Source organism: Streptomyces sp. NPDC059443, assembly GCF_042750105.1.
Taxonomy (GTDB): Bacteria; Actinomycetota; Actinomycetes; order Streptomycetales; family Streptomycetaceae; genus Streptomyces.
In genome coordinates this window covers 222,777-242,096 of the sequence record NZ_JBHYVM010000008.1, presented here as the reverse complement: position 1 = coordinate 242,096, position 19,320 = coordinate 222,777, and the positions used below count along the sequence as shown (strand labels likewise).

Below are 19,320 nucleotides of genomic sequence, written 5' to 3'. Positions count from 1 at the left end.
CTCCCCCGAAGATCCGGGGCCACCCCCCACCACCCCGTACAAAAACCCCCGTACGGCTTACGCGGGCGGGGCCCGTGCCTATTGCACGGGCCCCGCCGGCTGCTACTCGTCCGCCGGAGCGGCGGCCGCCTTCTTCGCCACCGTCTTCTTCGCGGTCGTCTTCTTCGCGACGGTCTTCTTCGCCGCCGTCGTCTTCTTGGCGGCCGCGGTCTTCGTCGCCGTCGCCTTCTTCGCGGGCGCCTTCTTCGCCGGGGCCTTCTTGGCCGTCTTCTTGGCCGGGCCCTTCGCGCGCTTCTCCGCGAGCAGCTCGTAGCCCCGCTCCGGCGTGATCGTCTCGACGTCGTCGTCCCGCCGCAGCGTCGCGTTCGTCTCGCCGTCCGTCACGTACGGGCCGAAGCGGCCGTCCTTGACGACCACCGGCTTCTCGCTCACCGGGTCGGTGCCCAGCTCCTTCAGCGGCGGCTTGGCCGCGGCCCGCCCGCGCTGCTTCGGCTGCGCGTAGATCGCGAGGGCCTCGTCCAGCGTGATCGCGAACAGCTGGTCCTCGGTCTCCAGCGAACGCGAGTCCGTGCCCTTCTTCAGGTACGGGCCGTAGCGGCCGTTCTGGGCCGTGATCTCCACGCCCTCGGCGTCCACGCCCACGACCCGCGGAAGGGACATGAGGCGAAGGGCGTCTTCGAGGGTGACCGTGTCCAGGCTCATCGACGCGAACAGCGAGGCCGTCCGCGGCTTGACCGCGTTCTTCCCGGTCTTCGGCGTGCCCTCGGGCAGGATCTCCGTCACGTACGGCCCGTAGCGACCGTCCTTCGCGACGATTTCGTTCCCGCTGATCGGGTCCTTGCCCAGCTCGAACTCGCCGCTCGGCTTCGCGAAGAGCTCCTCCGCGTACTCCACGGTCAGCTCGTCCGGCGCCAGCTCCTCCGGCACGTCCGCGCGCTGGTGGCCCTCGGCGTCCTTCTCACCGCGCTCCACGTACGGCCCGTAGCGGCCGACGCGCAGCACGATGCCCTCGCCGACGGGGAAGGAGGAGATCTCCCGGGCGTCGATCGCGCCCAGGTCGGTCACCAGTTCCTTCAGGCCGCCGAGGTGGTCGCCCTCGGCCGGTACGACCTCGCTCGCGTCCTCCGAGCCGAAGTAGAACCGCTTCAGCCACGGCACGGACTGGGCCTCGCCCTGCGCGATGCGGTCGAGGTCGTCCTCCATCCGCGCGGTGAAGTCGTAGTCGACGAGCCGCCCGAAGTGCGTCTCCAGCAGGTTGACCACGGCGAAGGAGAGGAAGGACGGCACCAGGGCCGTGCCCTTCTTGAAGACGTAGCCGCGGTCCAGGATCGTGCCGATGATCGACGCGTACGTCGACGGGCGGCCGATCTCGCGCTCTTCGAGCTCCTTGACCAGCGAGGCCTCGGTGTAGCGGGCCGGCGGCTTGGTCGAGTGGCCGTCGGCCGTGATCTCCTCGGCCGACAGCGCGTCGCCCTCCGCGACCTGCGGCAGGCGCTTCTCGCGGTCGTCGAGCTCGGCGTTCGGGTCGTCCGCGCCCTCGACGTAGGCCTTCATGAAGCCGTGGAAGGTGATCGTCTTGCCGGACGCCGAGAATTCCGCGTCCCGCCCGTCCGAGGAGCGGCCGGCGATCTTCACGGTCACCGAGTTGCCGACCGCGTCCTTCATCTGGGAGGCGACGGTGCGCTTCCAGATGAGCTCGTACAGGCGGAACTGGTCGCCGGTCAGGCCCGTCTCGGCGGGGGTGCGGAAACGATCACCCGAGGGGCGGATCGCCTCGTGCGCCTCCTGGGCGTTCTTGACCTTGCCCGCGTAGACGCGCGGCTTCTCCGGCAGGTAGTCGGCCCCGTAGAGCTGCGTGACCTGCGCCCGCGCCGCCGACACCGCGGTGTCGGAGAGCGTGGTGGAGTCCGTACGCATGTAGGTGATGAAGCCGTTCTCGTACAGCTTCTGCGCCACCTGCATCGTCGCCTTCGCGCCGAAGCCGAGCTTGCGCGAGGCCTCCTGCTGGAGCGTCGTCGTGCGGAAGGGGGCGTACGGGGAACGGCGGTACGGCTTGGACTCGACCGAGCGGACCGCGAACGAGGTCTCCGCCAGCGCGGCGGCCAGCGCCCGCGCGTTCGCCTCGTCGAGGTGCAGCACCTCGCCCTTGAGCTGCCCGGTCGAACCGAAGTCGCGGCCCTGCGCGATGCGCTTGCCGTCCACCGTGTTCAGGCGGGCGACCAGCGTCGAGGGGTCGGAGGCGTCACCGGCGCGGCCGGTGGAGAAGGTGCCGGTCAGGTCCCAGTACTCGGCGGAGCGGAAGGCGATGCGCTCGCGCTCCTTCTCCACCACCATGCGGGTGGCCACCGACTGGACGCGGCCCGCCGACAGCTTCGGCATGACCTTCTTCCACAGGACCGGCGAGACCTCGTAGCCGTAGAGGCGGTCGAGGATGCGGCGGGTCTCCTGGGCGTCGACCATGCGCTGGTTGAGCTCGCGCGGGTTGGCGACGGCGTCGCGGATCGCGTCCTTGGTGATCTCGTGGAAGACCATCCGGTGGACGGGGACCTTGGGCTTGAGGACTTCCTGAAGGTGCCACGCGATGGCTTCGCCCTCGCGGTCCTCATCGGTGGCGAGGAAGAGTTCGTCGGACTCGGCCAGCAGCTCCTTGAGCTTCCTGACCTGGGCCTTCTTGTCGGCGTTGACGACGTAGATCGGCGCGAAGTCGTGTTCGACGTCCACACCGAGGCGACGGACCTCGCCGGTGTACTTGTCGGGAACCTCGGCCGCGCCGCTGGGGAGGTCGCGGATGTGCCCGACGCTCGCCTCGACGACGTAACCCGGGCCGAGGTAGCCCTTGATCGTCTTCGCCTTGGCAGGGGACTCGACGATGACGAGTCGGCGGCCGCCCTTTGCGGTCTCGCTAGTCGGGGACAACTTGGCTCTTCTCTCCGGTCGGCACTCGGTCGCAGTACGGCGACGCTGCGGAGTGTGACGGTACAACCCGCCCCCGTGTCAAACGGCAGAAGCCCGCAACGGCCACTCGAACGGTAACCCGACAAGTGCCTTTTCTGCCGCCCGGATGCCACGGCGGACCCTCGGCGATCACCGGGCCGAGTGGCCGAAGGGCCGTCTGGCCCCGCCCCCGCACCCCTCTTCACGTCGGCCTTTACGGGCTGACGCGCACCTCGGAGGGAACCTCGGCACAACCCGGCGCGCCGCTCGCGAGCGTGCCCGCGGTGCGGCCGGGCCCGCGGGCGCGGCCGAGCCGGCGACGGCGGTCTGCGGTCCGGCCCCGGCTTCAGAGCCCCCGGGCCTCAGAGCCTCCGGGCCTCCGAGCCACCCGAGCTGCAGATCCGCCCGGGCGTCGGAACCCCCGGGCATCAGAGCCGCCCGAGGCACCAGACCCCGAGGGCCAGCGACACCGCGCCGGCGAGCAGCGCCAGCGGTACGGCAACGACGGGGCGCACGCCCTCGGCCACCGGCGCGCCGTGCAGGGCGCGCGCCCCCGTCCAAGCCAGCAGAGCGGCCCCGAACAGCAGGAACACGGTCGCCGCGAAGATCGCCGGTCCGTCTTCCATGCCGTTCCCCTCGAACCCCTGGGCCGCTCCCGGGATCCCCCCGGATCCCGCTGACCGGCAGCCTGCCAGCCGGGGGGATACACCAGGCGAACCCCGGGTTACATCCTGGTTCGGGTTACATCCCGCCCGGCTCCGTCCCAGGCCCCGTCACCGGCTCCAGGAACCCCTGCTCCACCAGCATCCGGATCGCCTCCGGCGTGCGGTCCCGCAGGACCACCGGGTCCTCCTCCATCAGCTGCGCGATGGCGTCCAGAATCCGCCCCGCGCTCAGTGATCCGTCACACACCCCGGCGAAGCCGGCGCCGACCGTGTCGACCTTGGTGGCGCGCCGCATCCCGCGGTTCTGCCGGAGCACCACGTGCTCCGGATCCTCCGCCCCGGGCGCCCCGACCTGCTCCTGCACGACCTCCTCGGTCAGCTGGAAATAGCCGGTCAGCAGGGCGGCGTCGTCATGGTCGCGGAGGTAGTCCTGCCGGGCGAAGTGCGCCACGACGGTGTCCCCGAGCGGCTGTTCCACCGAATGCGGCCACTCCTCGACGACGATCGACGGCTCGGCCGCGTCGCTGCGCCGCAGCGTGATCCAGCCGAAGCCGACCGCCTTGGTCTTACGGGCCTCGAACTCGTCCAGCCAGTCCTCGTACCGCCGCGCGTACTCGGCGGGATCGGTGCGGTGGTCGCCCGCGTCGCGCAGCCACAACTCCGCGTACTGCGTGATGTCCTGCACGTCACGCTGCACGATCCAGGCATCGCAGCCGCGCGGCACCCAGGCCCGTACCCGGTCGTGCCAGTCCTCGCCGTCCACGTGCTGCCAGTTGCCGAGGAACTGCGCGTACCCGCCCGGGTTGAGCCGGGCGCCGGCCTCCTGGACCAGGGTCCGGCACAGGTCGTCGCCGCCCATCCCGCCGTCCCGGTACGTCAGCCGGGCTCCGGGGGAGATCACGAACGGCGGATTCGAGACGATCAGGTCGTACGTGGCCGCGCCGACCGGCTCGAACAGCGAACCGGTGAGCAGCTCGGCCTCCGGGGCCCCCGACAGTGCCAGCGTCAACCGGGTGAATTCCAGGGCCCGGGGGTTGACGTCGGTGGCCGTCACCCGGGTGGCGTGCTGGGCCGCGTGCAGCGCCTGGATCCCGGAACCGGTGCCGACGTCGAGGGCCGAGCCGACCGGGACGCGGACGGTGATCCCGGCGAGCGTGGTCGAGGCGCCGCCGACCCCGAGGACGACACCCTCCTCGCGACTGCCGATCCCGCCGGCTCCGCCGACGGCGCAGCCGAGGTCCGAGACGATGAACCAGTCCTCGCCCTCGGGCCCCCCGTACGGGCGCACGTCCACGGTGGCGTGCACTTCATCACCCTCACGGCGCAGCCAGCCATCGGCCAGCGCCGCGTCGACGGGCAGCGCGGCCGAGGCGTGCACGTACGGCACCGGCTGCTGGAGCAGGAACAGCCGCACGAGGTTCGCGAGCGGCCCGTCGCCGCCGCTGCGCGTGGCGCGCAGCGCGGGGACCGTCTCGCTGCGGGCGAGCGCGGCGTAGGCGGGGGCGCCGAGCAGGTCGAGCAGCCCGTCGGCGGTGAAACCGGCGGCGAGCAACGCGGCGCGGAGCCCGGCGGCGTGGTCGGACGAGGGGAGGCGGGCGGGCAGGCCGGAGGGAAGGCTGGTGGTACTCACCCGCCCATTGTGGCCGCTGCCACCGGCATTCCCCGCGCCACACGGCCTTCGGCGTGGACGGCCGCCTCCGTCGGAGCCGCGGCGGGGGCGCGCCGCCGCGAAGGGACCCCGGGCGCGCGCAGTTCCGTACGGCCTGATCGCGGGCCTGCTCGGGGATGCGCGCACGGAGTTCGTGTACGAAGCTGCGTGCGCGGCCGGAACGCGGCGAACGGCCGGATCCCCGAAGGTTTCCGGCCGCCCTGGTGTGCGTACCGTCGTGCCGCCGGCAGCGGGGACGACGGCGGCCGCCGCTACGACTTCGACGGTGACGGGGTCGTCACCTGGCAGCCCTTCTGGCTGTTCATCGCCTTGTCCAGGCCGCCCGCCTTGAGCTGGTCGAGCGCTTCCTTGCCGCCCTTGGTCGCTTCCTCCAGGCCGCCCGCCACGTCCTTGAGGCCCTCGGCGAACTTGCCCTGGTCCTTGGGGTCGAGGGCGTCCATCTTCGTCTTCAGGGCCGTGTAGCCCTGCGAAGTCGCCTCGAAGCCCTTGACCGCGGCGGTCTGGGTCTTCTCGCCGTCCTTGACCGGCGGAACACCCGCCCCCTGCAAGGCCGTACCCATCGACTTGTACGACTCCGACATCGTCCCGAAGGCCGCCGAGTCGGTCGACTGGACCTCCTCGGGCTTGCTGCTCTCGGTCGCCACCCGCTTGATGTCCGCGTTGGCCTGCTCGATCTTCTTGAGCTCGGGCTGCCAGCTGTCGCAGACCTTCTTCGCCCAGGCGTCGGTCTTCTTGTCGCCGTCGTCCCCGCCGCAGCCGGACAGGACGAGCATCAGCACCGCACTGCCCGCCATGGCGGCCGCAAGCTTCTTGTTCACCGGATTGGTCCCTTCGAAGACTCTCGGCCCGGAAGATACACGCCTGCCATCCGGGAAACGCAAAGGCGGACGGACGGCGCGTCAGTCCGCGCCGCCTGTCCGCCATTCGGGCGTACGATCGAGTCCGCCCGTGAGCTTCCCGTGTCCGCCCGTGAACATCCGTCAGGCGTTCAGGCGTTCAGGGTCTCACGACCCCTCAGGAGGAGATCACCGCCGCCGGGTCGGCCTGCTGGCCCACCCGCTCGGCCGGAGTGCTCTCGCCCCCGCCCTCGCCTTCGCCCTCGTCGCCCACCGCGATGCCGCGGCGCTTGGAGACGTACACCGCACCGACGATGACGCCGATCGCGAGGACCGCGACGACGGCCCGCACGGCGGCGCTGGTGTCCGCGCCGTAGCTGAACTGCACGATCGCCGGGGCGATCAGCAGGGCCACCAGGTTCATGACCTTGAGCAGCGGGTTGATGGCCGGACCGGCGGTGTCCTTGAACGGGTCGCCGACCGTGTCGCCGATGACGACGGCCGCGTGGGCCTCGCTGCCCTTGCCACCGTGGTGCCCGTCCTCGACGAGCTTCTTCGCGTTGTCCCACGCGCCACCGGAGTTGGCGAGGAAGACCGCCATCAGGGTGCCGCAGCCGATGGCTCCGGCGAGGAACGAGCCGAGCGCGCCGACGCCGAGCGAGAACCCGACGGCGATCGGCGTGAGGACGGCGAGCAGGCCGGGCGTGGCCAGTTCGCGCAGCGCGTCCTTGGTGCAGATGTCCACGACGCGCCCGTACTCGGGCTTCTCGGTGTAGTCCATGATCCCGGGGTGCTCCCGGAACTGGCGGCGCACCTCGTAGACCACCGCGCCGGCCGAGCGGGCGACGGCGTTGATGGCGAGGCCCGAGAACAGGAACACGACCGCGGCGCCCAGGATCAGGCCGACGAGGTTGTTGGGCTGCGCGATGTCCAGGCTGAGGTTCATCGCCTTGGTGTCGGCGCCGACGGACTTGACCGCGTTGGCGATGGCGTCGTTGTACGAGCCGAAGAGCGCGGCCGCGGCGAGCACGGCGGTGGCGATGGCGATGCCCTTGGTGATGGCCTTGGTGGTGTTGCCCACCGCGTCCAGGTCGGTCAGCACCTGCGCGCCGGCGCCCTCGACGTCGCCGGACATCTCCGCGATGCCCTGCGCGTTGTCGGAGACGGGCCCGAAGGTGTCCATGGCGACGATGACGCCGACGGTGGTGAGCAGGCCGGTGCCGGCCAGCGCGACGGCGAAGAGCGCCAGCATGATCGAGGTGCCGCCGAGCAGGAACGCCCCGTAGACGCCGAGGCCGATGAGCAGCGCCGTGTAGACGGCGGACTCCAGACCCACGGAGATGCCGGCGAGGACCACGGTGGCCGCGCCGGTCAGGGAGGACTTGCCGATGTCCCGGACGGGACGGCGGTTGGTCTCGGTGAAGTAGCCGGTGAGCTGCTGGATCAGGGCCGCGAGCACGATGCCGATGGCGACGGCGACCAGGGCCAGGATGCGCGGGTCGCCGGAGTGGCCCGAGATCGCCGCGTCGTCGACGCCAGCGAGCTCCTTGTAGGTGGCCGGCAGGTACGCGTAGACGGCGATCCCGACGAGCACCAGCGAGATGATCGCGGAAATGAAGAAGCCGCGGTTGATGGCGGTCATGCCGCTGCGGTCGGTGCGCCGCGGGGAAACCGCGAAGATGCCGATCATCGCCGTGACCACCCCGATGGCGGGGACGATCAGCGGGAAGGCCAGGCCCAGGTCGCCGAAGGCGGCCTTGCCGAGGATCAGGGCCGCCACGAGGGTGACGGCGTAGGACTCGAAGAGGTCGGCGGCCATTCCCGCGCAGTCTCCGACGTTGTCGCCCACGTTGTCGGCGATGGTCGCGGCATTGCGCGGGTCATCCTCCGGAATGCCCTGCTCGACCTTGCCGACCAGGTCGGCGCCGACGTCGGCGGCCTTGGTGAAGATGCCGCCGCCCACACGCATGAACATGGCGATCAGGGCGGCTCCGAGGCCGAAGCCCTCCAGGACCTTGGGGGCGTCGGCGGCGTAGACGAGCACGACGCAGGAGGCGCCGAGCAGGCCGAGGCCGACCGTGAACATGCCCACCACGCCGCCGGTGCGGAACGCGATCCGCATGGCCTTGTGGGAGACCTCGGTCAGGTCCTTGGCGGGTTCGCCCTCGGCGGGGGTGGCCTCGCGGGCGGCCGCGGCGACGCGGACGTTGGCGCGGACCGCGAGGCGCATGCCGATGTAGCCGGTCGCGGCGGAGAAGAGGGCGCCGACGAGGAAGAAGGCGGAACGTCCCGCCCGCTGCGTCCAGTCGTCGGCGGGGAGCAGGAAGAGCAGGAAGAACACGACGACGGCGAAGATGCCGAGGGTGCGCAGCTGACGTCCGAGGTAGGCGTTGGCGCCTTCCTGGACGGCGGCCGCGATCTCCTTCATGGAGTCGGTTCCCTCGTCGGCGGAGAGGACCTGGCGGACCAGGATCTGCGCGACGACGAGTGCGGCGATGGCCACGCCCGCGATGACGATCACGATGAGCCGGTTCTCATCGGTGAGTACTGCGGATGCCAGGTCAGTGGTGCGACCGGGCGCAATGGGGGTGAAGAGCCCCGTCATTCGTCCTCCTTGACGTGATGAGCTCAAGATGTGGACGGATTGTAGGGAGCGCGACCCGATCAAAACAGTACGCGGGAAACGGAATTGGCCTGCACATGCTCCTCACCAATAGATCCGGTCACTCCATTACCCCCGAAATGAGTAATGGGGCAAAGGCATTGACGCCTCGTCATCGATCTAGGAATTTCCGGGAACCGGCGGCGACAATGATCTACGGCGACAGAAAAGGCCCTGCTCGGCAGGGCCTTGAATAAGATCAGAAGATACGTCGGCACGCGCGGCCGATCACTCCCGGAAGCCACCCGCCCGGGGCCTCCCCCGCTTTCCCGGCACCCACCCGGCCTCCCGCCGCCAGACGACCCCGCGCCGAAACTCACCGCAGCGCGGGGCGGGCTTCGCCTCATCGGGGCACGGCACGGGCATGGGCACAGGCACGGACACGGGCATGGCGAAGCCCGGACCGTGGCGCGACGGACCGGGGGGCGTGCTCTCAGTGCAGCTCGGAGGTCCCGGAAACGGGCCAGCGCATCCGGATGGTCCCGCCGGTCTCCCCGCTGATGACCTCGACGTCGTCGACCAGGCCGCTGATCACGGCGAGGCCCATCTCGTCCTCGCCCTCGGCGTCCGGGTCCAGGGCGGCGTCGATCCCGGGCACGCCGACGGACGGACCGCCGGCCGGTCCGGGCACTTCGTCGCCGACCTCGATGGAGAACACCTTCTCCTCCTCGGTCAGCACCACCCGGACGGGCGCGGTCAGCCCGTTGCTGCGGTGCAGTCCGACGGCGCGCGAGCAGGCCTCGCCCACGGCGAGGCGGACCTCGTCGAGGACGGCTTCCTCCACCCCGGCCCGGCGCGCCACGGCGGCCGCGACCAGGCGGGCCGTCCGGACGTGTTCGGGCTGGGCGCTGAAGCGGAGTTCAACGGTGGCCATGCGCGTCCCCCTCGGACTACGGGCGTGCCTTACAGGGGCCCGGACCGCCTGTGGCCCGGTGCCCCCCGCTCCTCATCGGCCGTTCGCCGCCGAGAGCCGTCGGTCGGTCAGTCGGTGGCGTTGACCGCTTCCTCCACCGAGGTGTGGATCGGGAACACCTTGGTCAGACCGGTGATTCGGAAGATCTTCAGGATGCGCTCCTGGTTGCAGACCAGACGCAGCGAGCCCTCGTGCGCGCGGACGCGCTTGAGGCCTCCCACGAGCACACCGAGTCCAGTGGAGTCGAGGAAGTCCACTCGCTCCATGTCGACAACCAAGTGGTAGCTGCCGTCGTTCACCAACTCGACCAACTGCTCGCGCAGCTTGGGCGCGGTATACACATCAATCTCGCCACCGACCTCCACGACCGTACGGTCGCCGACAGTGCGAGTCGACAGGGACAGGTCCACGGATCCTCCAGCACCTTGCTATCGAGCGGCGCCCCCCAGGGGCCTCCCCACCCGAAGGTAGGCGAGGGATTGGCTGCCGCGATGGCATTCAATCACTTACCGGCAGGCGCGCACGACGCCTTCCGACCATTGTCCCGCACGCCGGTGACACACTCGGTTCCAATGGCCAACACTCACCGTCCCGGTCAGCCCACGGCACCCGCGGACGCCCGACCCACCCCCGGCACGGTCCTGGACCGGCTGTCACGGGGGTCTTCCCGGGCTGCGCGCATCACCCATACGGAGCACTTGCCCCCTCGGGAGGGCCGTCATGCAGTCTGGCCGGATCGCATCCGAACTGATGTCGTAGCCGCCATCCAGGCCGCCGGAATCGAACATCCATGGGAACACCAGGCCGCGGCCGCCGAGCACGCCCTCGACGGCGAGTCCGTGGTCGTCGCCACGGGCACCGCCTCGGGCAAATCGCTGGCCTACCTCGCGCCCGTGCTCTCGGCCCTCGCGGACGGCGCAGAGGCCCCCAACGGACGCGGGGCGACCGCCCTGTACCTGGCTCCGACCAAGGCGCTGGCCGCCGACCAGCGGCGCGCCGTGCGGGAGCTGGCCGGTCCGCTCGGCAACGCGATCCGTCCGGCCGTGTACGACGGCGACACGCCGGTGGAGGAACGCGAGTGGGTGCGCCAGTACGCCAACTACGTCCTCACCAACCCCGACATGCTGCACCGCGGGATCCTCCCGGCCCACCCGCGCTGGGCCTCGTTCCTGCGGGCCCTGCGCTACGTCGTGATCGACGAGTGCCACACCTACCGGGGCGTCTTCGGCTCCCACGTCGCCCAGGTCCTGCGCCGGCTGCGGCGGCTGTGCGCCCGCTACGGCTCCGATCCCGTCTTCCTGCTGGCCTCGGCCACCGCGAGCGATCCGGCGGCCGCAGCGTCCCGGCTGACGGGCCTGCCGGTGGTCGAGGTCGCCGACGACGCCTCCCCGCGCGGCGAGGTCGTCTTCGCCCTGTGGGAGCCGCCCCTGACCGACCTCAAGGGCGAGAAGGGCGCGCCCGTACGCCGTACGGCCACCGCCGAAACCGCCGACCTCCTCACCGACCTGGTGGTCCAGGGCGTCCGTACGGTCGCCTTCGTCCGCTCCCGGCGCGGCGCGGAGCTGATCTCCGTCATCGCCCAGGAGCGGCTCGCGTCGGTGGACCGCTCGCTGCCCGGGCGGGTCGCGGCCTACCGCGGCGGCTACCTGCCCGAGGAGCGCCGGGCCCTGGAGCGGGCCCTGCACTCCGGCGAGCTGCTCGGACTGGCCGCCACGACCGCCCTGGAGCTGGGCGTGGACGTCTCCGGCCTCGACGCCGTCCTGATCACCGGCTACCCCGGCACCCGCGCCTCCCTGTGGCAGCAGGCCGGCCGGGCGGGGCGCTCGGGCCACGGCGCGCTGGCGGTGCTGATCGCCCGCGACGACCCGCTGGACACCTATCTGGTCCACCACCCCGAGGCCCTCTTCCAGCAGCCGGTGGAGGCCACCGTCCTGGACCCCGACAACCCGTACGTCCTGGCCCCCCACCTGTGCGCGGCGGCGGCCGAGCTGCCCCTGACGGAGCCGGACCTCGACCTCTTCGGCCCGGCGGCGCGCGAGCTCCTCCCGCAGCTCGAAGCGGCGAAGCTGCTGCGCCGCCGGGCGACGGCCTGGCACTGGACCCGCCGGGAACGGGCCTCGGACCTCACCGACATCCGGGGCGGCGGCGGCCGCCCGGTGCAGATCGTGGAGGCCTCCACCGGCCGGCTGCTGGGCACGGTGGACGAGGAGGCCTCCCACACGGCCGTCCACGACGGCGCGGTCCACCTCCACCAGGGCCGCACGTACCTCGTGAAGCACCTGGACCTGGAGGACTCGGTGGCCCTGGTGGAGGAGGCGAACCCGCCGTTCTCCACGACGGCCCGCGACACCACGGCCATCTCCATCCTGGAGACCGAGACGGAGATCGCCTGGGGCCGGGCCCGGCTCTGCTTCGGTTCGGTCGAGGTCACCAACCAGGTCGTCTCCTACCTGCGCCGCAAGCTGATCACCGGCGAAGTGCTCGGCGAGGCCAAACTGGACCTGCCGCCCCGCACCCTGCGCACCCGGGCCGTGTGGTGGACGGTGACCGAGGACCAGCTGGACGAGGCCCGGATCAACCCGGAGATCCTCGGCGGCGCCCTGCACGCCGCCGAGCACGCCTCCATCGGCCTGCTCCCGCTCTTCGCCACCTGCGATCGCTGGGACATCGGCGGGGTCTCGATCCCGCTGCATCCCGACACCCTCCTTCCGACGGTCTTCGTCTACGACGGCCACCCGGGCGGCGCCGGCTTCGCGGAGCGCGCCTTCCACACGGCCCGCGCCTGGCTGACGGCGACCCGCGACGCGATCGCCGCCTGCGAGTGCGAGGCGGGCTGCCCGTCCTGCATCCAGTCCCCCAAATGCGGCAACGGCAACGACCCCCTCCACAAACGCGGCGCCATCCGCCTCCTCACCCACCTCCTCAAGGACGCCCCGGGATAGGCCGACCGTGGCGCGGCCGGGGCCGTACGGGTGGCAGCCGGGGTCGGGGTGCCGGGCGGGGCGGGCTGCGGGCCCGGTGGACCCCTGTGGGTCGGCCGTGTGGGACTGGGCCGGGGCCCGGTGGCCGGCTCGGTGGCCGGCTCGGTGGCAGGCCGGGGTGTCGGTGGGGGGTCGTAGGGTCCCGCTGCGTGTTGTGATCCCGCCTGCCGGAGGAAGCCCGATGAACGACCAGTCCTCGCTGCCCACCCAGCCCGCTCTGCCCTCCCTGCCAGCCCGCCTTCTCGCCACGCTCACGGCGCCCCTGGACCCGGCCGAGGCCACCCGTCCGGGCGTGCGGCGGCTGGCGGACACCACGCTGCTCGTGCAGGGCTCGGACACCGAGCTGGTCACCGTCACCGGCGATGGCGAGGAGGTCCGCTTCCCCGCCCCCTGGCCACGCCGCTTCGGCACCGACGCGGTGGCGCCCGCCCGGGACCTCGCCGTCTTCGCCGGAGTCCACGCCCTGCGGGCCGTCGCACCGGACGGCACCACCCGGTGGGAGATCCGCCACGGCTGTTGGACCGGCAGCTGCGACGTCGTGCACGCCTCCTACGAGGAGTACGCGCACAGCCGGGACCACCTGTACCCCGACAGCGGCTCGGCCGTGTTCTCCGCCGACGGCACCCTGGTCTGGGCCCACATCCGCGGCCCCGTGGCCGGAAGCCCGGAGTTCCCGGACTCTCCCGACGAATGGCTGGTCATCAACGCCGCCGACGGCCGGATCCTCGGCCGCGCCGACGCCCAGACCGCCGCGGCCGGCTCGGACCACGTCCCGCACCCGGATCCCGCGCAGATGGGCCTGTCGGTCGGCGAAGGCCAGGACGGCGTGCCGCTGCGGTGGGGCCGGTGGGACGGCGAACGGCTCTCCGTGGAGTGCCTGGGCGACGAGGAACGTGTCCTGATGGCGGTGAGCCCTTCGGGCGACCGGCTGCTGACCGTGGCCCACTACCAGGAGGACCTGTCCCTGCTCCGGACCGGCGACGGTTCGGTCCTGGCCACGGTGGCGGCCGAGTCCGCCCTGCCGCGCCACCCCGCGACGGCCGAGGAGCACGAGGAGCACGAGGACCCCACGGACCCCAAAGAGTCCGAGGTGCACTGGGACTACGAGGGCGGCTTCCTGGACGAGGACACCCTCATAGCCGGTACCGCAGAGAGCGACGAGGAGTACGGCGACGTCCGCCACTGGCTGCTCGACGCGCACACCCTGACCGTGACCGGCCGGATCGCCTACCCCTTCCCGCCCGCCGGTGCCCCGAACGCCCTGGGTGACGGAACCTGGACCACCTCCTCCCCCGGAAACACCGCCTCCGTGCACCTGTGGACCCTCGCCTGAGCCACCGCCTCACCCGGGCTCCGCGGACAGCGGCGGGCCCGCTCGGGAGGTCAGCTCCGGGGCGAACGGGCCCGTCGGAGCGCGGGCCCGGACCTCCGCGACCTCGCCCGACACCACGCACCCGGTGACCCGCGCGCCCTGCGCCACCGCCACCCGTATCGCCGTGGCGCAGGCGGCCTCCGGGCCGTGGGCCCAGGTCGCCGCCGCGGCGAGGGCCGCCAGGTCCGCGGCCGCGGCGGCCCGGTGGCGGGCCACGACGGCCTGCCCGAGCAGGAGCACCCCGCCGAACACCGCCACCAGCAAGGTCGCCACCACCACGCCCCACACCGTCGCCGACCCCCGGTCCCGGCCCAGTCCCCGGCTCCGGTTCCGGTTCCGGTCCCAGCCATGGCGCCGGGCTCGGCCCTGGCCCGGCCCCCGATCCCGGATCATGGCGGCGGTCCCACGGTGTCCTCGGCCAACGCCGCCGCCCGGGCCGTGAGGCGGACCGGAAGGGCGGCCGGACCCGGGGCCGGGGCCGATACGCGGACCTGCCAGAGGTCGCCCGTGCGCGACAGGTCCACCCGCGCCCCGGGCGGGGCGGCCGCCTCGGCCACCGCCACCGCCTTGCCCGCCGGCTCCGACCGGGCCGCCGCCCGGGCACCGGCCCGGGCCGCGTCCACACACCGGATCTGCGCGGCGGCCGCCATCAGCGCCCACACCAGCAGCGTCGCGAACAGCACCAGCGCCGGAATCACCAAGGCTGCCTCCGCCGTCACGTATCCCCGGTCAGAACGGCGCATCGAGTGCCTTCCCGATGGTCGACTGAAGTGCCGTGGAGACCACTTCGCTCGTCACCACCTTGTACAGAACAGCCGCGAATGCACACGCCGCGATCGTCCCCATCGCGTATTCCGAAGTCGACATTCCCGCATCGCCCGCACGACCCCGCAGCGCCGCCCGCACGCGAAACCAGATGATCCTCATGACAAACCTCCTATTGATTGAACTTCTTGACGTGATCTCGGATTAGTGATCTCAGATGTTCATTTCCGTCGGCCATTTCAGCTGCCGGAGAGGAGACCGGAAGCCATGCCGATCACCACTGGTGCCACTCCGATCGCGATGAAGGCGGGGAGGAAGCACAGCCCCACCGGCGCGGTGACCAGTACCGCCGCCCGCTGCGCCCTGGCTCCCGCCTGCCGCGCCCGATCCGCCCGGAGCATCGCCGCGAGCCGGGAGACCGGTTCGGCCGCGGGCGCCCCCGTACGAGCGGAGCGCTCCAGGGATTCGGCCAGCGCCCGGGCGCCCGGTATCTCCGCCAACCTCCCCCACGCGGCGCCTGGTTCGCCGCCGAGCCGCAGCTCGGCCCCGGCCGTCGCCAGCCGCTCCCCCACCGGGCCGCCCAGCGACTCCCCCACCACCTCGGCGGCGTCCACCGGCCCGGCTCCGGCCGCCAGGCACGCGGCCAACAGGTCGGCGGCGAAGGGCAGCTGACGCTCCACCTCCCTCGGGTCCACCCCGGCGGGCGGCCGCGCCCGCGCCTGCCACCACCGGACTCCGAAGGCCGCCGCGCAGCCGGCCGTCACGCCCCCGAGCCCGCCGAGCAGCACCCAGGCCGCGACCAGCGCCCCGACCGGCCCGGCCCAGGCCGCCGCCGCTCCCCGCAACCGGGGGCCGCACAGGGGTGGCCGTCGCCTCGCCGGGTCCGGTGCTAGCAGGGCCGTGAGCCTGCGCCGGGCCGCCCGCTCCCGCACCCGCGCCGCCACCGCCGATGCCGTGCACAGGGCCGCCGCCGCGAGGCACGACACCATCCCCAGCCTGTGGATGGCGAAGCCGTCCATCACCGCTCACCCGCCCGGACGATCCGGTGGCACCACAGCAGTCCCAGCGCCTCCAGCGCCCCGCCCGCCAGCAGGCAGCCCCACCCGACCGGCGTGTGCAGCAGCACCCGCAGCGGGTCGGCCCCCAGCCCGGTGCCGATCAACAGCCCGGCCACGGGCAGCAGGGCCAGGACCACCGTCGTCGATCTCGCTCCGGCCAACTGGGCGCGCAGTGACTCCTCCCGGTCCCGCTCGGCCCGCAACGCCCCCTCCAGCCGGTCCAGTCCGGCGGCCAGGCCCGCGCCGCCGTCCACCGAGACCCGCCAGCAGGCCGCCATCCCGGCCAGCCCTTCCGCTCCGGGCTCCCGCGCGGCCTGGCGCAGCGCCCCTGGGACGTCCCCGCCGAAGGCCGCCGCCGCCAGGACCCCGGCCTCCGCGGGGCCCGGACCGCCCGGGCCCGCCACCGTCCGGCGCATGGCCGCGGTCAGCGCCTGGCCGGGCTGGGCGCCGGAGCGCAGCTCGCCCACCACCGCTCCGCACAGGGACACCACCTCGGCGGCCCGCGCCGACCGGGCCCGGGCCCGCTCCCGGGCCCGCAGCCACCGGCGGACCAGCGGCAGCGCCGCCGCCCCCGCCAGCAGCGGGATCACCGACCCGCCCAGCAGCGCCAGCGCCAGCCCGGCTCCGAGGCAGAGCAACTCCCGCCTGTGCGCGACCCGTAGCCGTACGGCTACGAGCAGCCGCTCCCAGCGCACCGACCCGCCCGGGGCCACCGGACCCGCCCCGGCCAGTACCGCCCTGGCCCGCCGGGACACCCGGTCGCCCCCGGCCAGCGCCCAGGCTGCCGCCCCGGCGCACAGCACCCCGGCGAACACCGGCAGCGGCACCGCGGCCGCCGTCTGGGCGCTCACCGGGCACCTCCGAGGAGCGGGCGCAGCCGCTCCCAGCCCCGCTCCCGCACGAATCCCCGCGCGGCCCAGCGCAGCGCCGGCACGGTGACCACGAGCCCGGCGGGATCCCGCTCCAGCACGTGCACCTCCGCGACCCGGCGCCGGCCGGCCCGGTCCCGTACGAGGTGGACCACCAGGGTCAGCGCGGCGGCCAACTGGCTGTGCAGGGCGGCCCGGTCGAGCCCTGCTGCGGTCCCGAGCGCCTCCAGCCGGGCGGGCACGTGGGCGGCGGCGTTCGCGTGGACGGTGCCGCAGCCTCCTTCGTGGCCGGTGTTGAGCGCGGCCAGCAGGTCCGCGACCTCGGCGCCCCGGACCTCCCCGACGACGAGGCGGTCGGGCCTCATCCGCAGCGCCTGGCGGACCAGATCCGCGAGGGTGACCAGACCGGCGCCCTCCTGATTGGCCGGCCGGGTCTCCAGCCGCACCACGTGGGGATGGTCGGGCCGCAGCTCGGCCGAGTCCTCGGCGAGCACGATCCGCTCACCGGGGCCGACCAGCCCCAGCAGGGCGCTGAGGAGCGTGGTCTTGCCGGTGCCGGTGCCGCCCGACACGAGGAACGACAGCCGGGCCTCCACCATGTCGCGGAGCAGCCGCTGACCGCCGGGCGGCAGTGTCCCCGCCGCCACCAGCTCCTCCAGGGTGAAGGCACGCGGCCGCACCACCCGCAGGGACAGGCAGGCCGATCCGACGGACACCGGGGGCAGCACGGCGTGCAGCCGGGTGCCGTCCGGCATCCGGGCGTCCACCCAGGGCCGGGCGTCGTCGAGGCGCCGTCCCGCCACGGAGGCCAGCCGCTGGGCGAGCCTGCGCACGGCCTCGGCGTCCGCGAAGGTCACCCCGGTGAGCTCCAGCCCGCCACCGCGGTCGACCCACACCCGGTCGGGGGCGGCCACCAGGACGTCGGTGACCTCCGGATCGGCGAGCAGCGGCTCCAGCGGGCCCGCGCCGACCAGCTCGGACCGTAACGCGGCGGCCACGCCGAGCACTTCCGTGTCGCCCAGCAGCCTGCCCTGGGCCCGCAGGGCCGCTGCCACCCCTGCCGGGGTCGGATCCACCCCGCTCTCGGCGAGCCGCTGGCGCACCGCGTCGAGGAGCACGGCGCTCATGCCGTCACCCCCTGGGCGGAGCCGAGCGCCCGCTGCCAGAAGCCGTCGCAGAAGCGGGCCAGGGAGCCCCGCGCGTGCGAGCCCGGCGGTTCCCCTCCGGCGACCCGTCCCGGGAGCCCCACCTCGACCCGTACCTCGCCGGCCAGGGGCACCCCCAGCAGTCCGGCGACGGTGTCCGCTTCGAGTCCGCCGGGCACGGGGCCCCGTACGACCACGCGGACGTCGCGGGCCACCATCCTGACTCCGGCCGCCACCCGGCCGGCCGCGGCCACCGCGCGCAGCTCGCCCGGCACCACCATCAGGACCAGGTCCAGCTGCGCGAGCACCTCGGCGACGGCTTCGTCGACCCGGCGCGGCAGGTCCACCACCACGACCCCGCCGCGGCGGCGCGCCGCGGCCACCACCGACCGCACGGCGGCGGGCGGCACCACGACCCGGTCCCCGCGGTCCCAGCTGAGCACCCGCAGGGCGTGCAGTTCGGGCAGGGATTCCGCGAGGGCTCCGGCGCCGACCCGGCCGCGCGAGCCCGCGAAGTCGGGCCAGCGCAGTCCTTCGGCGGTCTCGCCCCCGAGCAGGACGTCCATGCCGCCGCCGAGCGGGTCCCCGTCGATGAGGATGGTCCGCTCCCCGGCACGGGTGGCCCGCAGGGCCAGGGCGCACGCGAGGGTGGACGCTCCGGCGCCGCCGCTGCCGCCGATCACCCCGACCGTGAGGGCGGGCCGCCCGGCTCCTTCCACGACATCGGCGATGCGGTCGACGAGCCAGTTCTCCGCGTCGGGGAGGGTGAGCACTTCTTCGGCGCCGATCTCCACCGCGCGCTGCCATACATGGGGGTCGTCCGGATCCCGGCCGACGAGGAAGACCCCCTCCCGCCGGGGCGCCCCGCGCACCCGCCCGGCGGCGTCGTCCCCGACGAGGACGAGCGGCGCGGACTCCCATCCGACGCCTGCCGCACCGCGGCCACTCCCGTCGCCCCCGGCTCCGCTTTGCTCGGGCACCGCGTGGTGCACATGCGGCTCGGCTCCCGCAGCGGCGCACAGCCGCAGCAGATCGTCGAGCAGCAAGGGATCCTCGGTGATGATCAGTGGTCGTCCACCGCCGGGCGCGGGCCCACCAGCACCGGGATTCATCCTGTCCCCGCCCGCGACCACGAGATCCCGGACTTCACACGACTTCGATCCAGCCACGATCTCCGCCTCCTTCTCGCCGCATATCCAGCGCCGCGGACTTCGCGGCCGGAATCACCGTGACGCGATCGGAGAAAAGAAGTGGATCTTGGTCGAAAACTGTGGACACCCGGCCCATTGTGAATAACCCGCTCACCCCAACAGGTGAGTTCCGGAGCGCGCCGGAACCACTACGCACAGTCACGAGTTCGAGAGGGTGAGGGCCTTCGCCACGCAGGCCCCTGGAACAGGAAGGGGCCTGAGGGATGATCACTTGGGGCCGAAGGCTGGGGACGCGAACCG

16 protein-coding genes are annotated in these 19,320 nt (G+C 73.0%); 2 read left to right on the top strand and 14 right to left on the bottom strand.

Going from position 1 to position 19,320, the window contains the following annotated elements:
- Positions 1–102 precede the first annotated feature (102 nt).
- The 7 genes from topA to bldG all read right to left on the bottom strand — a co-directional run bounded on the left by topA (position 103) and on the right by bldG (position 10,089).
- The gene (topA, locus tag ACFXDJ_RS11135; protein ID WP_384848883.1) at positions 103–2,916 is read right to left on the bottom strand and encodes a type I DNA topoisomerase; all 2,814 of its coding nucleotides are present in this window, start codon (positions 2,914–2,916) and stop codon (positions 103–105) included.
- A gap of 446 nt (positions 2,917–3,362) precedes the next feature.
- A complete protein-coding gene (locus tag ACFXDJ_RS11130) occupies positions 3,363–3,560 on the bottom strand; it encodes a hypothetical protein (protein ID WP_384652446.1) in 198 nt (65 codons plus the stop codon).
- Between the two features lie 115 nt (positions 3,561–3,675).
- A complete protein-coding gene (locus tag ACFXDJ_RS11125) occupies positions 3,676–5,229 on the bottom strand; it encodes a methyltransferase (RefSeq protein ID WP_384652444.1) in 1,554 nt (517 codons plus the stop codon).
- 290 nt (positions 5,230–5,519) lie between these two features.
- A complete protein-coding gene (locus ACFXDJ_RS11120) occupies positions 5,520–6,086 on the bottom strand; it encodes a small secreted protein (protein ID WP_384652442.1) in 567 nt (188 codons plus the stop codon).
- A gap of 196 nt (positions 6,087–6,282) precedes the next feature.
- Positions 6,283–8,709 (bottom strand): sodium-translocating pyrophosphatase, encoded by a 2,427-nt coding sequence (locus tag ACFXDJ_RS11115; RefSeq protein WP_384652440.1) that lies wholly within the window; start codon positions 8,707–8,709, stop codon positions 6,283–6,285.
- A 490-nt stretch (positions 8,710–9,199) separates the two neighbouring features.
- The gene (locus ACFXDJ_RS11110) at positions 9,200–9,640 is read right to left on the bottom strand and encodes an ATP-binding protein (RefSeq protein WP_384652438.1); all 441 of its coding nucleotides are present in this window, start codon (positions 9,638–9,640) and stop codon (positions 9,200–9,202) included.
- A gap of 107 nt (positions 9,641–9,747) precedes the next feature.
- Positions 9,748–10,089: an anti-sigma factor antagonist BldG gene (gene bldG / locus ACFXDJ_RS11105; protein ID WP_066931187.1), complete on the bottom strand. Its 342-nt coding sequence runs from the start codon at positions 10,087–10,089 to the stop codon at positions 9,748–9,750.
- Between the two features lie 81 nt (positions 10,090–10,170).
- On the opposite strand from bldG, the gene ACFXDJ_RS11100 reads away from it, so the two are divergent.
- Positions 10,171–12,621: a DEAD/DEAH box helicase gene (locus ACFXDJ_RS11100; RefSeq protein WP_384652436.1), complete on the top strand. Its 2,451-nt coding sequence runs from the start codon at positions 10,171–10,173 to the stop codon at positions 12,619–12,621.
- A gap of 220 nt (positions 12,622–12,841) precedes the next feature.
- Positions 12,842–13,993 (top strand): hypothetical protein, encoded by a 1,152-nt coding sequence (locus ACFXDJ_RS11095; protein WP_384652434.1) that lies wholly within the window; start codon positions 12,842–12,844, stop codon positions 13,991–13,993.
- Positions 13,994–14,002: 9 nt separating this feature from the next.
- Here the strand turns inward: ACFXDJ_RS11095 and ACFXDJ_RS11090 are convergent, their stop codons facing one another.
- The 7 genes from ACFXDJ_RS11090 to ssd all read right to left on the bottom strand — a co-directional run bounded on the left by ACFXDJ_RS11090 (position 14,003) and on the right by ssd (position 18,981).
- Positions 14,003–14,311 (bottom strand): Rv3654c family TadE-like protein, encoded by a 309-nt coding sequence (locus ACFXDJ_RS11090; RefSeq protein ID WP_384848881.1) that lies wholly within the window; start codon positions 14,309–14,311, stop codon positions 14,003–14,005.
- 110 nt (positions 14,312–14,421) lie between these two features.
- Positions 14,422–14,775, bottom strand: a complete 354-nt coding sequence (locus tag ACFXDJ_RS11085) for a TadE family type IV pilus minor pilin (protein WP_384848878.1) — start codon at positions 14,773–14,775, stop codon at positions 14,422–14,424.
- The gene (locus tag ACFXDJ_RS11080) at positions 14,762–14,959 is read right to left on the bottom strand and encodes a DUF4244 domain-containing protein (protein ID WP_112447489.1); all 198 of its coding nucleotides are present in this window, start codon (positions 14,957–14,959) and stop codon (positions 14,762–14,764) included. The genes ACFXDJ_RS11085 and ACFXDJ_RS11080 overlap by 14 nt, the downstream gene beginning before the upstream one ends.
- Positions 14,960–15,036: 77 nt before the next feature.
- On the bottom strand, positions 15,037–15,816 hold the full coding sequence (locus tag ACFXDJ_RS11075) for a type II secretion system F family protein (RefSeq protein WP_384652428.1): 780 nt from the start codon (positions 15,814–15,816) through the stop codon (positions 15,037–15,039).
- Complete coding sequence (locus tag ACFXDJ_RS11070; protein WP_384848875.1) at positions 15,816–16,706, bottom strand: type II secretion system F family protein; 891 nt, start codon at positions 16,704–16,706, stop codon at positions 15,816–15,818. The genes ACFXDJ_RS11075 and ACFXDJ_RS11070 overlap by 1 nt, the downstream gene beginning before the upstream one ends.
- The gene (locus tag ACFXDJ_RS11065) at positions 16,703–17,851 is read right to left on the bottom strand and encodes a TadA family conjugal transfer-associated ATPase (protein ID WP_384652424.1); all 1,149 of its coding nucleotides are present in this window, start codon (positions 17,849–17,851) and stop codon (positions 16,703–16,705) included. Before ACFXDJ_RS11065 ends, ACFXDJ_RS11070 begins: the two co-directional genes overlap by 4 nt.
- A complete protein-coding gene (gene ssd / locus ACFXDJ_RS11060) occupies positions 17,848–18,981 on the bottom strand; it encodes a septum site-determining protein Ssd (protein WP_384652448.1) in 1,134 nt (377 codons plus the stop codon). The genes ACFXDJ_RS11065 and ssd overlap by 4 nt, the downstream gene beginning before the upstream one ends.
- Positions 18,982–19,320: the final 339 nt, after the last annotated feature.